Consider the following 12372-nt stretch of genomic DNA (forward strand, 5'->3'; position numbering starts at 1 on the left):
CTCATTCGATCAGGAGATTATCATGCTGTATGCCGTCAAGGACTGGGACAACGCCTACGCCAACGGCCCGAACATCGCCGGCGGCGAGCGCTGGCCCGGCCTGTGGGTCGCGCCGGCCGAGGCGTATCGAACGGCGTTGGCCGGGCAGGGCCGCGCCAGGCTCGACATTGCCTTTGGCGCACATGAGCGCCAGCGCCTCGACCTGTTCCTGCCTGAGGGCACGCCAAAGGGGCTCGTCGTGTTCGTGCATGGCGGCTACTGGATGCGCCTCGACAAGAGCTTCTGGTCGCATCTCGCGCAAGGTCCAATCGCGCGCGGCTTTGCCGTGGCGATGCCGTCCTACCGGCTGTGTCCCGAGGTCGGCATCGCCGACATTTCGGCCGATGTCGCGCAGGCGGTCGCGAAGGCGATGGACGAGGTTGCCGGTCCCGTGGCGCTGACCGGCCATTCCGCCGGCGGCCATCTCGTCACCCGCATGATCTGCCGCGGCGCCCCGCTGTCGCCGGAGCGACAGGCGCGCATCACCAGCGTGGTCTCGCTCTCCGGCCTGCACGATCTGCGCCCGCTGCAGCGGACCGTGATGAACGACACGCTACATATCGACGACGCCACGGCGCTGCGCGAGAGCCCGGCGCTGCTCGCGCCGATCGACGGCGTCAAGGTCACCGCCTGGGTCGGCGGCGCCGAGCGCAACGAATTCCGCCGTCAGGCGCAATTGCTCGCAAACATCTGGATCGGCTTGGGTGCTACGACCGCCTATGTCGAGGCGCCGGACCGGCACCATTTCGACGTGGTCGACGATCTGGCTGATGCGGAGAGCGGGCTGGTGAAGGCGCTGGTGGAGATGTAGGCAGCTCCCGCGTGGGTTCGAGGTCGCGGCCACGCTTAATCGTCAAAGCAAATTACGGCTATCGACATAACTCATTTTGGAACACCTCGGCGGCTGGCTACTCTTTCGCGTGTTGAACGTCGACCTCGTCCACCTTGCTCCGTTGCGCGTGGACGTGGTCGCACCGCGATCGAGAGGCCTTGATGCCAGTCCGACGTCCGACTGCTACCGAGCTGCAACAGGCCGCGCGCGAGATCGGCCTCGATCTCGATGATGCCAATGCGCTGTCGTTCCTTGCGCTGATGCAGGGGCAGCTCGACGCGTACGATCTCGTCGACGAGATGGCGGCGCCGCTGCCCGAGGTCAAATATCCGAGGCCCTCAGGAACACGCCCGCTACCGGAGGACAATCCGTTCGGCGCCTGGGCCGTCACCGCGCACATCCAGGGCGCTGCGGACGGCAAGCTCAAGGGCAGGCGCGTCGCCATCAAGGATAATGTCTGCGTCGCCGGCCTTCCCATGATGAATGGTGCGACCATCCTCGAGGGCTACGTCCCGGAGATCGATGCGACGATCGTCACGCGCCTCTTGGACGCCGGCGCGGACATTCTGGGCAAGGCCGTCTGCGAATACTACTGCGCCTCCGGCGGCAGTCACACCTCAGCCAATGGGGTCGTCGAGAATCCGGTCGTGCCCGGCTACAATGCCGGTGGATCGTCTTCAGGATCCACCGCCCTGGTCATGGCCAACATCGTCGACATGGCCACCGGCGGCGACCAGGGGGGCTCGATCCGCATCCCCGCGTCCTATTGTGGTGCCGTCGGCCTGAAGCCGACGCACGGCCTCGTGCCCTATACGGGCATCTTCGCGGTCGAATTGACGGTCGATCACGCCGGCCCGATCACCCGCACCGTGGCCGACAACGCATTGATGCTCGAGGTGATGGCAGGGCCGGACGGGCTCGATCCGCGGCAGCGCGGTGCCTCGTCACAGCCCTATACGCAGGCGCTGCGGCAAGGCGTGGCCGGCTTGCGCATCGGCGTGGTGCCCGAAGGGTTCGGCACGGCCGGCGCCGAGACCGAGGTGGACGACCGCGTGCGCGAGGCGGCCGGTCGTCTCGCAGCCAAGGGGGCCGACGTCCGTGAGGTCGCAGTGCCGCTGCATGCCGCCGGGGCTGCAATCTGGACGCCGATCTTTCTCGAAGGCGCCACCGATCTGATGATGCGCAGCAACGCCTATGGTACCAACATGAAGGGCGTGTTTCTGGAGAGCCTGCTCGATGCCCACGCGCGCTGGCGCGATCGGGCCGGAGAATTGTCCGAGACGCTGAAGCTCGGCATCCTGACCGGCCACTATATGTCGTCGCGCAATCGCGGCCGCTACTACGGCAAGGCACAGAACCTCAACCGCCTGCTCACGGGAGATTATGATCGCGCGCTCGAACAGGCCGATCTGCTTCTGATGCCGACCACGCCGATGGCAGCGACCCGGCTGCCGTCCGCCGGGGCGTCGCGGGAGGAGATCATCGGCCGCGCCTTCGAGATGGTCGGTAATACCGCGCCGACCTGCCTCACCGGGCATCCCGCGATCTCCGTTCCGGTTGGGAAGACGGCGGACGGCCGTCCGATCGGCGCGATGCTGGTCGCGCGTCACCTCGACGAGTCGACGTTGTACCGGGCGGCTTCCGCACTGGAGGCGTGCTACCAGTGAAGGATGACGTCGTCCCGACAGCAGGTGCTCGTCGGATGCGGCGCGGGATCTGAGGGGATCTACGGCCTGGCAATGGGTGGCAGCAGCCCGGGCAGATCGAACAGTCCCCGGACCCGGTGATCGGGCGCGAGCCCGAGCTCGTCCATCTGCATCCGCATCGCCTTGAACATCGTCAGCGGCGCAACGAGCGCGCAGCTTTCACAGGCTGCGGCCATCGCTTCGGGCGTGACCCTCTCGATCCATGCCACGGTCAGCCCGGCAGCCTTGGCACCGATCGCGTCCCACGGATTCGAGGACACGAACAGGACTTCGGCGGGCGCGGCTCCGAGCTCGGACTCGATCAGGGAGTAGGCCTCGGGACTCGGCTTGAACGTCGCTCTGCTGTCGACGCTGATGGTCTTGTCGAGAAACCGATCGAGACCGGTGTTGCGTACCAGCGCGTCCAGCATCGCAGGGGCACCATTCGAAAGGATCGCCAGCTTGCGGTCCTGGAGACGCTCAAGGGTGGACAGCGTGTCCGGGTAGGGATCGAGGTGGACATATTTGTCCATGATCACCTCGAGCAGCGCTTCTTCGTAGCCAAGGCCGAGGATCCGGAGCGTATAGACCAGGGATTGGCGAGTCACCGCCTCGAAATCCTCGTAGCGCCGCATCAGCGAGCGCAGCCAGGTGTATTCGAGCTGCTTCATCCGCCAGATCTGCGTGATCATGTCGCCACGGCCCGGGAAAGCCTGCTCGGTGACCGACGCCACCGATTGAATGTCGTAGAGGGTGCCGTAGGCGTCGAAGACGACGGTGCTGATCGCCACGGGGATGGTCCTTGTGTCGGAGCGGTTTTGTACGCGAAGTGCGGCAAGGGACCGCAATGCAGTCCCGTTGCGTCGCGTCAGGGACTTGACGCGAGTTCCGGCATCCCATGCCGCAACTCTGGTCTTTACGAAGTGTGTTCCGACCGACAAAGTGAATTATGACGATGTTGGTATCGTCTTTTTCGATAGCGGGGACTGTCGTGAACTTCGATATCGACTGCCTCAGATCGTTTCTCGTGATCGCGGACACGATGAGCTTCTCGCGGGCCGCAGAGTCCGTCGGGCGATCGCAGTCGACGATCAGCCAACAGATGTCCAAGCTGGAATTGCAGGTGGGCAAGCCATTGTTGACGCGGCGCAAGGGCCGCGTTCTGGAGCTGACCCCCGAGGGTGACCGCTTCGTCCAATACGCGCGGCGTATTCTCCAGCTCAATGACGAGGCCTATGCCTCGATGTGCGAGGATGTCCTCCTCGGTTTCGTTCGTCTGGGGGTTCCGCTCGACTTTTTTGGCCGCGACTTCACCACGTGGCTCGCGCGGTTCAAGACCAAGAATCCGATGGTGGGCATCGAGGTCGAAGCCAATCAGTCGGAAAGCCTGATGAAGCGGAGCGCCCGCGGCGAATTCGACCTCGCCTTCTTCAAGCAGGAGGCCGGGGCTCGAACCGGCACCTCGGTGCTGACAGAGCAATTGGTCTGGGTCTGTGGGCCGAACTACACGCCCGACGATGCGTCGATCCCTCTCGTCCTCTTCCCGGACGGCTGCACGTATCGGCGTTTCGCCATGTCGTCGCTGAAGCAGAACGACCGGCGTTGGCATCTCAGCTTCGTCAGTCCGAGCTTCGAGTGCCTCAAGGCGGCGACGCTCGAGGGGCTGGGAATCACCGTCCTTGCGCGCGCCCTGGTGCAGCCGCCGTTGCGCATCATCCGGCAGGATCTCGGTCTGCCGCGCTTGCCGACCGTCGAGCTCGCCTATGCGCGCGGCCGCAGCAACTCCCGCACGGTGGGGGAGCTGACCACGTTTCTCGCCGAGAGGCTGACGGGAGCGGGCGTGCAGCCATAGCTCGGATCTGTGCCGAACGGGCTTCGCTTGCGACCCGACGGCTGCGCCGCATAGGGCCAGGGCGCGCGAAGCACTTCTAGGGCCAATCGACGCCTCGACCGGATTGGTGCTGAGTCGAGGTGCAGCGGGTCGATCGCAGCGACAGCGACAAGATCAAGGAGGACGCCGTCGCCGCCTCCCTTTCGCGCATGGCGAGCTTTCCTCGCAGAAATCGCTGCGCCGTCGTCGTGGACAGGACGATGCTTCGGCGCGCTTCGCCGCAATTCCCGTTGCCCGCCAAGGTTCGCATAATTCCTATAGCGCGTCGCTGAGCAGCCGTCGCGCCGCCTTCAATCCCTGCTCGTCGCGCTTGTAGAACGTCCAGCCCTTGGCGCGCTTGGCCTTGACGAGGCCGGCGGCCACCAGCACGCGCATGTGCTCGCTCAGTGTCGGCGCGGAGACGCCGAGCTTTTCGGCAATGAATAGCCCGCAGACCCCGTCCTTGACGAGGTCGCCATCGTTCTGTGGCGGAAAATGCCGCGTCGGATCGCGCAGCCACTCCAGGATCTGCAGCCGCTTGTCGTTGGCCAGTGCACGGAACACGCGGTCGGGCGCCATTTTGGTACTTTGCCAATTAGCTAATTTATGTCAAGACATGCCGATCGGAACGAGGTGCGGCATGTCAGACATATCGACAGCGGTAACCCGGCAGCAGATCGCGGCCACCTATGAGCTGATCCGGCCTTACGTCCGGCGCACGCCGATGATAACGGTCGATGGTGGCGATTTCGGCCTGCCGTCTTCCCCATTGCGACTGAAGCTCGAATTCATGCAGCATGGCGGCTCGTTCAAGGCGCGCGGGGCGTTCGCCAATCTCCTGACCCGCGATGTGCCGGGGGCCGGTGTGGTCGCGGCGTCCGGCGGCAACCATGGTGTCGCGGTGGCGCTGGCGGCGCAACGTCTTGGCCTGAGAGCAGCGATCTTCGTGCCGAGCATCGCCTCGCCGTCGAAGATCGACCTCATCAAGCGCTTCGGCGCGGAGATCCACGTCGGCGGGGATCGCTATGCCGATGCGCTGGCGGCGAGCGAACGACATGTCGCCGAGAGCGGCGCCTTGCCGATTCATGCGTTTGATCAGCCCGAGACCATGCTGGGGCAGGGCTCGGTGGGGCTGGAGGTGGAGCGCGACGCAGATGATATCGACACGCTGCTGGTGGCGGTCGGCGGCGGCGGGCTGATCGGCGGCATCGCCGCGTGGTACGAGGGACGCGTCAAGGTCGTGCCGGTGGAGTCGGACGGCGCGCCGACCCTGCGCGACGCGCTGGCGGCCGGACACCCCGTTGACGCGCCCGCCGGTGGCGTCGCTGCCGACAGTCTTGCGCCGCGCCAGATCGGCGCGCGCGTGTTTCCGATCGTGCAGCGGTTCGCGGCGGCGGAGGTGATCATCGTCAGCGACGACGACATAAGGGCGGCGCAGCGCGCGTTGTGGATGACGTTGCGCGTCGTAACTGAGCCGGGCGGCGCCGCGGCCTTCGCCGCGCTGCTATCCGGTGCCTACCGTGCGGGTCCGTCCGAGCGCGTCGCGGTTCTGGTCTGCGGCGCCAACACCACAGCGGTCAATTTCAAGAGTTGCTAGATGGATGGTCCGTGAATTCTGTGCCCCGTCATGGGATGTCGGAGACCGCTCCTGTGTAGGGTCGCGGTATTCGTCGCGGCCTCGGCAGAACGGAGAGAGCGGACTGCCGTTCAGCCGGTGTCTCGCATTAGATCAGCTCTCCGCGACCGCATCGCCCCAGGCATGGAAGATTTCCGTCGCGCCGCTGTTCGCGTCGCCCTGGCGCAGCACGACGCTGGGGCAGGCGAACTTCATCGGCATGGTCTGCACCGGCGCCGGCACGGTCTCGAACTTCGCCGTCAGCGCGTCCATCACCTCCGCCGGCAGCCGGGTGTCGGCGCCGACCACGTCGCCTTCGCTGGCATCGATGCGCGGCTGGTGGATCGCGGCATCGAGGTCCATGCCGTAGTCCATCACGAAGGACAGCATCTGCGCCACGGCGGGCAGGATGCGGCGGCCGCCGGAGGCGCCCAATGCGAGGCGGCGGCCGTCGGCGGCCTGCGCCACCACCGGCGTGTAGTTGGTGAGGCAGCGCTTGCCGGGGGCCAGCGAATTCGTTGTGCCGGGCGTCGGGTCGAACCACATGATGCCGTTGTTCATCATGATGCCGCTCTGCGGCGCCTGGAATTTCGAGCCGAAGCCGGACAGCAGGGTCTGCGTCACCGCCGCCATGTTGCCGTCGCGATCGACCACCGAATAGTGCGTGGTGCAGGCCGGTGCCAGATATTCGGCGCCGATCGCGCGCTTGCCCGCCGCGTCGCCCATGTCGTTGAGCCGCTCGCGATAGGCGGCCTGCACCGCCTCGGCATAGGCGATGAAGGCGCCGGCATCCGGCGCCTTGCCCGAAGCCGTTACGCTCGCCTGCATCAGCCGCAGCGCGTGAGCCAGCGTCGGGCCGGCGGTGAGCTCCGGCGTCGCGAACACCGCGCCGCCGCGATAGGGAATGCGCAGCGGCTCTCGGACATGCGCCTCGAACGCGGCGAGGTCATCCACCGAAAGCGCGCCACCGGCGGCCTGGATGTCGCGGGTCAGCGAGCGGGCGATGTCGCCGCGGTAGAAGTCGCGCGCGCCGGCGCTGGCAAGATGGGCCAGCGTCGCCTTCAACTGCTCCTGCGGCAGCCGCGTCACCGCCTTGGCGCCCCATTGCGGATTCGGCGGCAGGCCATCCTTCAGATAGGCCGCGGCGCTGCCGGGATAGCGGCGCAGGTCGGCGGCGCAGCTCGAGATCATCACGGTGGTCCACCAGTCCACCAGCAGGCCCTCGGCGGCGAGCTTCACGCTCGGCGTGACCAGATCCGCCCATGGCAGCCGCGCGTAACGGCGATGCGCCGCCTCCATGCCGGCCACGACGCCGGGCACCGCGATCGCGCCGGGGCCGTGCAGATTGCGGTCGTCCTTGACGCGGGGCCATGGGAAGATGTCGGCCGCGACGCTGCCGTCATTGGCCAGCGGATAGTCGGCGACATCGAGGCTGTCGGGCGCGCGCATGCCGTAGTCGATCACTTCGACATGGTTGTCCCTGGCGCGGTACAGCACCATCGCGCCGCCGCCGCCGAGGCCGCTCATCCACGGCTCGAGCACGCCGAGCGCAAAGCCGGTCGCGACCACGGCATCGACGCAGTCGCCGCCCGCGGCCAGCACCTCGGCGCCGATCTCGGCGGCGCGCCGCGACTGTGCCGCGACGATGCCGCCCTTGCTGCTCACCGCCGGCTTGCGGATCTGCTGACGATTGGAAAACTGGTACGGCATGGCACTCCCCACGATCCCGCCTGATGGTCTGGCGAATTGACACCGGCCGGCGTCGGCGCGCAATCGGCGACAGCGGGACGCTCCCCAGCCCGGATCGAATGACGAGGCCTTGCGTTGAGGAGATGTTTACCAATGGGTACTATGGTCTTCGGCAGACCAGATCGATCTCGATCAGCGCGTCATAGGCCAAGCCGGTGACGCCGACGCAGGTGCGGGCCGGCAGCCGGTCCGGCGGGAAGAATGAACGGTAGGTTTCATTCATCGCCGCGTAATCCCGCTTGAACTCGGTCAGGTAAATCCGAGACATCACAATATGTTCGAGGCCGAGGTTGAGACCTTGGAGGATGTACTTCAAGTTCTGCATCACCGCCTTCGTCTGATCCACGATGCCCTCCGGCAGCACGCCCGGCGCCTCCGGCGAGTCCGGCATCTGGCCGGTCACGAACACGAAGCCGTCGGTCTCGACGGCGTGGCTGAAGGGGGCCACCGGCCTGGTCGCGCCGGAGATCATGTGGAACTGCATAGGGATGCTCCTTTGTTGTTGGGCTTCGTGGTAGCGACAGCAATGGTCGTCATTGCGAGGAGCGAAGCGACGAAGCAATCCAGGCAGCGCGTGACGCCCTGGATTGCTTCGCTCGCTCGCAATGACGGAGATCTGGGATGGAGTTGGGGCGCAATGAACGTCAGCGTTCATCCTCGAACAGCCGCTTGCTCAGGATCGCGTGGACGCCCCAATTGCCGTCGACGACCTGGGTCACGCCGAAATCCACCGCGGCGGACATCAGCGCGACCGCCTCGTCCTCGCTCAGGCCTTTGACGTGCATCAGGAAGCGCCGCATCTTGCGGAACGCGTCCTTCATCGCGAGGTCGAGCGAGGAGGTCGCGTAGACCTCGCTCTGGCCCTGCGCACCGAACTCAGCGAGATAGTTCGGATGGCTGAAGCCGGTCAGCACCCAGTCGGTCGCGGTTTCGATCAGCGGGTAGGAGAGATCGGCGAACGGCTGCCCCGCGAGTAGCGCCTTCTTGTGCAGGATCACCTGGAACGTGCCGGTCATCGAGCATTCGATCGCGGTGCCGCCGAGCTCCCCGTCGCCCTGGGTGGCGTGGGGATCGCCGACGGACAGCAGCGCGCCGGGCACCGCGACCGGCAGATACACCGTCGATCCCCTGCCGAGCCGCCAATTGTCGAGATTGCCGCCGAAATAGGAGGGCGGAATCGAATCGACGAAATCGGCCTCGCGCGGCGCCACCGCGATGACGCCGAAATGCGGCCGCAAGGGAATGCGGATGTTGTCGAGCACGCCGTGGCGGCGCTTGATGCTGTCGGGGGCGACCGGCACGCCGGGATAGTCGTAGGTGGCGTGCAGGATCCCGCTGGGATCGGTCTGCGGCTCCCAGCGGTAGGAATACAGCGCGCGGGCATGCGGCTCGGGCGCATCGGCGAAGATCTCGTAGATCGTCACCGCCTCGCGCGGCGCCGGCGCGGCGATCAGCTCGTTGTAGTGATAGCCCCACCACGCCGCGACGCTGGAGCCGAACACGCGGCCTGCATGTTTCGGGTTGCGGCTTGGCCGCGGCACGATGTCGAGGATGCGCACCTCCAGCACGTCGCCGGGCTGCGCGTCCTTGATCGCCACCGGGCCGGTGCAGATGTGCACGCCAAAACCTTCGCCGGCGCCGCGGCCGAACACACTGGCGTCCATCGGGCCGGCGCCGCGGCGGTCGACGTTCTTCTTCGCCTTGGTCCAGCCGAACACGCTGAGCGCAGCCGCGTCGCCTGCGATCATCAGCTCGGGATCATCGGAGGCATGCTGGGTCAGCGTCTCCACCGTGATCGTGTCGCCGGATGCGATTTCGATCTGCGGCGGCAGCGAGCGGCTGAAATAGCCCCAATGCACACGCTCGGCCGAGACCGCCAGATGATGGTGATGCCGCTGCGCGTCCTGGTCGTTGGCCGGCGCGGGCAGGGCGACATCGCTCCTGGCCGACGCCGGCCTCTCGCAGGCGCGCTGCTGCGCCAGCGCGTCCTGCGGCCATCCGCGCTGGCCGCGCGGGGCCGCCGCCGTCACCGCCTGCTCGGCCTTCTGCTGCCGGAATTCGCGCGGCGACAGGCCGAAGCGGGCGCGGAAGCTGCGGCTGAAATGCGCTGAATCGGCGAAGCCGTAGCGATAGGCGATCTCCGAGATCGAATGGTTGGCTTCGGCCGGATTTGACAGGTCGGTCCAGGCCCGTTGCAGCCGCCGTTCTTTGACGTAGTGGCTGAAATTGTCGCCGGCGCTCTCGAACAGCTTTTGCAGATAGCGCTCGGAAATGCCTTCGGCCTGGGCCACCCGCGCCGGCGTCAGCTCGGCATCGTCGAGCCGCCGCTCGATGGTCTGGCAGAGCCGGTGCAGGATCGCGGCCTGCGTCGCGCTGCTGCCGGCCTCCGCCGCCGGCGCGGCTTGTTGATGGGCGAGTGTGAGCAGCAGATCGACCATGCTCTGCGCGACCGTGCTCCATTCGGCATCGCTCAGGGTGTCGAGCGCGCGTGCGGTGGCCTCGATGGTGCGGCAGACCACGTCGGCCAGGCCGCTCGGCGCGATCACCTGGGCTTGGGCCAATTTCAGCCTGCCGCTGATGCGGCCATGCAGGGCGTCCGCCGTCACCGACAGCACGATGGCGCGCAGACCGCGCTGGAACGCGATGCTCCAGTCGCCGGCGCGCGGCAACAGCATCAGATGTCCCGCGGGGACGATGCGATGGCCGTCGCTGCAGCGGAGCAGGGCGCCGTCCTCGATCGCGAGCAGGGCGATCGGCAGATCCGCATGGGCCTGCGGAACCGCAGTGATCGCCTGCGCGCCCGCCGACAGCCGCGAAAGAGCGATGCCCGGCGCTTGGCGATGCGAGGCGGTGGCATGGCCATCATAAAATGGTGTCTTCGCTGCGGGCTGTAGCCCGACCGCATTCAGCACGTCGCGCCACGCCTCCGGACGCTCGCCCTCGGCATAGGATTCGCTGGTGAACGGACGAAAACTCATGGCACGCCCCGGGTCGGGGAATTCTAAGCAACCCCCGTGCCAGATGAGCTTCATGACCTGCCGTGTATCGGTGTTGTTCAGTTCGCTATTCCTCCACTCATTTGGATCGGTGCTCGTGCCACAGGCGCGATCGGTTCCCCTCCCCCTTGTGGGGAGGGGTTAGGGGAGGGGGCCCACAACGGCGGTCTCGCCCCGGGGCACCCCTCTCCCCAACCCTCCCCCACAAGGGGGGAGGGAGCGCACCATCCGCGGGGCGGGAGCTGGCTATACGTTTCGCAAAATCACTCACACCGGAACACGTTCTTCCGGATCGTGCCATGCACGCCCCAATTGGCGTCGACCACCTGGGTGACGCCGAAGTCGGCGCCGACCGACATCAGCGAGATCGCCTCGTCCTCGCTGAGGTGGTGCACCGTCATCAGGAAGCGGCGGAGCTTGCGGAAGGCGTCGCGCATGGCGCGGTCGAGACTGGAGTGGTTGGCGATCTCGGTCTGCGCATTGGCGCCGAGCTCGGCGAGATAGTTCGGATAGGTGAAGCCGTAGACCGACCATGCCTGGTCGGTCTCCAGCAGCGGATGCGTCAGGCCCTCGAGCTGCGTGCCGCCGAGGTCGCTCTTCTTGTGCAGGATGAACTCGAAGTCGCCGGTCAGCGAGGTCTCGATCGCGGTGCCGCCGAGTTCGCTGTCGCCCTGCGCGGCATGGGGATCGCCGACCGAGAAATAGGCGCCGGGTACGGCGACCGGATAGTACATCCGCGCGCCCTTGCCGATGCGCCAGTCGTCGATGTTGCCGCCGGTGTAGCTCGGCGGGATCGAGGAGACGTAGTCGGCCTCGGACGGTGCGAGGCCCATGGTGCCGAAATGCAGTCGCGCCGGCACCTTCACATTGGGCAGAATATTCTCGCGCTTCCTGATCGTCGCATGGCCGACCGGCACGCCGGGATAGTCGATGGTCGCATGCACGATGCCGTCGGGATCGGTCTGCGGCGTCCAGACGTAGTTGTAGACCGCCTTGGCGAACGGCTCGCCCGTGGTGTCCAGCTCGAAGATGGTGATGACCTCGCGCGGCTTCGGCTCCTCGATCAGGTCGTGATAGTGGAAGCCCCAATTTGCGGCGGCGTTGGAGCCGAAGCATTTGCCGGCATGGCAGCCGCATTGGCTCGGCCGCGGCCGGATGTCGAGAATCCGCACCTCCAGCACGTCGCCGGGCTCGGCGCCTTCGATCGCCACCGGTCCGGTCAGCAGATGCACGCCGATGCCTTCGCCGGAGCCGCGGATGAACGGGCCCTCGGTCGGACCGGAGCCGCGCCGCGCCACGGCCTTGTGCTCTTTCGTCCATTTGAACACGCTCTCGGCGCCGGGATCGTCCTTGATCATGCGCTCGTAGTCGTCATTGGCGTGATGCGTCAGCGTCTCGATCGTGGCGCGCTCGCCGGAGCGCAGGGTGAGCGCGGGCGTCACCACCTTGGAGAAATAGCCCCAATGGACGGTCTTGTTGGACACCGGCAGCAGATGGTGTTTCATGCGAGGGCCTCTTTGCTCAGAGATCGAGATTGTCGTGCGGTGAATTCGAGGGCGGGCCTCATGGTTCTCAAGGCGATGCCG

Annotated in this window: 10 protein-coding genes; 4 read left to right on the plus strand and 6 right to left on the minus strand. The window is 66.5% G+C overall.

Going from position 1 to position 12372, the window contains the following annotated elements; translation table 11 throughout:
- Positions 1–22 precede the first annotated feature (22 nt).
- Together ACQR1D_RS19970 and ACQR1D_RS19975 are read left to right on the plus strand one after the other, a co-directional pair.
- Positions 23–850 carry an alpha/beta hydrolase gene (locus ACQR1D_RS19970; protein WP_434839393.1) on the plus strand — a complete coding sequence of 276 codons (828 nt, stop codon included), beginning with the start codon at positions 23–25 and terminating at the stop codon, positions 848–850.
- Between the two features lie 182 nt (positions 851–1032).
- Entirely contained in the window at positions 1033–2538 is a 1506-nt protein-coding gene (locus ACQR1D_RS19975; RefSeq protein WP_315801977.1) for an amidase, read from the plus strand.
- A gap of 59 nt (positions 2539–2597) precedes the next feature.
- On the opposite strand, the gene ACQR1D_RS19980 is transcribed toward ACQR1D_RS19975, so the two are convergent.
- A complete protein-coding gene (locus ACQR1D_RS19980) occupies positions 2598–3347 on the minus strand; it encodes a haloacid dehalogenase type II (RefSeq protein ID WP_315801978.1) in 750 nt (249 codons plus the stop codon).
- Positions 3348–3547: 200 nt separating this feature from the next.
- Between ACQR1D_RS19980 and ACQR1D_RS19985 the strand changes: the two genes are divergently transcribed.
- On the plus strand, positions 3548–4408 hold the full coding sequence (locus tag ACQR1D_RS19985) for a LysR substrate-binding domain-containing protein (protein ID WP_315801979.1): 861 nt from the start codon (positions 3548–3550) through the stop codon (positions 4406–4408).
- A gap of 294 nt (positions 4409–4702) precedes the next feature.
- Here the strand turns inward: ACQR1D_RS19985 and ACQR1D_RS19990 are convergent, their stop codons facing one another.
- Complete coding sequence (locus ACQR1D_RS19990) at positions 4703–5005, minus strand: ArsR/SmtB family transcription factor (RefSeq protein WP_315801980.1); 303 nt, start codon at positions 5003–5005, stop codon at positions 4703–4705.
- Between the two features lie 61 nt (positions 5006–5066).
- On the opposite strand from ACQR1D_RS19990, the gene ACQR1D_RS19995 reads away from it, so the two are divergent.
- Positions 5067–6023: a threonine/serine dehydratase gene (locus tag ACQR1D_RS19995; RefSeq protein WP_315801981.1), complete on the plus strand. Its 957-nt coding sequence runs from the start codon at positions 5067–5069 to the stop codon at positions 6021–6023.
- A gap of 132 nt (positions 6024–6155) precedes the next feature.
- On the opposite strand, the gene ACQR1D_RS20000 is transcribed toward ACQR1D_RS19995, so the two are convergent.
- The 4 genes from ACQR1D_RS20000 to ACQR1D_RS20015 form a co-directional block, all read right to left on the minus strand.
- Positions 6156–7751, minus strand: coding sequence for a gamma-glutamyltransferase family protein (locus ACQR1D_RS20000; protein ID WP_315801982.1), 1596 nt, complete (start codon positions 7749–7751; stop codon positions 6156–6158).
- Between the two features lie 139 nt (positions 7752–7890).
- A complete protein-coding gene (locus tag ACQR1D_RS20005) occupies positions 7891–8274 on the minus strand; it encodes a RidA family protein (RefSeq protein WP_315801983.1) in 384 nt (127 codons plus the stop codon).
- Positions 8275–8434: 160 nt separating this feature from the next.
- Positions 8435–10768, minus strand: a complete 2334-nt coding sequence (locus tag ACQR1D_RS20010; protein ID WP_434893979.1) for an acetamidase/formamidase family protein — start codon at positions 10766–10768, stop codon at positions 8435–8437.
- A 281-nt stretch (positions 10769–11049) separates the two neighbouring features.
- The gene (locus ACQR1D_RS20015; protein ID WP_434893980.1) at positions 11050–12291 is read right to left on the minus strand and encodes an acetamidase/formamidase family protein; all 1242 of its coding nucleotides are present in this window, start codon (positions 12289–12291) and stop codon (positions 11050–11052) included.
- Positions 12292–12372: the final 81 nt, after the last annotated feature.

It is taken from the genome of Bradyrhizobium sp. HKCCYLRH2047 (assembly GCF_051168175.1).
Lineage (GTDB): Bacteria > Pseudomonadota > Alphaproteobacteria > Rhizobiales > Xanthobacteraceae > Bradyrhizobium.

Excerpts from the sequence above, each read along its gene's own strand:
- ACQR1D_RS19970 (WP_434839393.1), top strand. The coding sequence starts at position 23 with ATGCTGTATGCCGTCAAGGACTGGGACAACGCCTACGCCAACGGCCCG.
- ACQR1D_RS19975 (WP_315801977.1), top strand. The coding sequence starts at position 1,033 with ATGCCAGTCCGACGTCCGACTGCTACCGAGCTGCAACAGGCCGCGCGC.
- ACQR1D_RS19990 (WP_315801980.1), bottom strand. The coding sequence starts at position 5,005 with ATGGCGCCCGACCGCGTGTTCCGTGCACTGGCCAACGACAAGCGGCTG.
- ACQR1D_RS19995 (WP_315801981.1), top strand. The coding sequence starts at position 5,067 with ATGTCAGACATATCGACAGCGGTAACCCGGCAGCAGATCGCGGCCACC.
- ACQR1D_RS20000 (WP_315801982.1), bottom strand. The coding sequence starts at position 7,751 with ATGCCGTACCAGTTTTCCAATCGTCAGCAGATCCGCAAGCCGGCGGTG.
- ACQR1D_RS20005 (WP_315801983.1), bottom strand. The coding sequence starts at position 8,274 with ATGCAGTTCCACATGATCTCCGGCGCGACCAGGCCGGTGGCCCCCTTC.
- ACQR1D_RS20010 (WP_434893979.1), bottom strand. The coding sequence starts at position 10,768 with ATGAGTTTTCGTCCGTTCACCAGCGAATCCTATGCCGAGGGCGAGCGT.
- ACQR1D_RS20015 (WP_434893980.1), bottom strand. The coding sequence starts at position 12,291 with ATGAAACACCATCTGCTGCCGGTGTCCAACAAGACCGTCCATTGGGGC.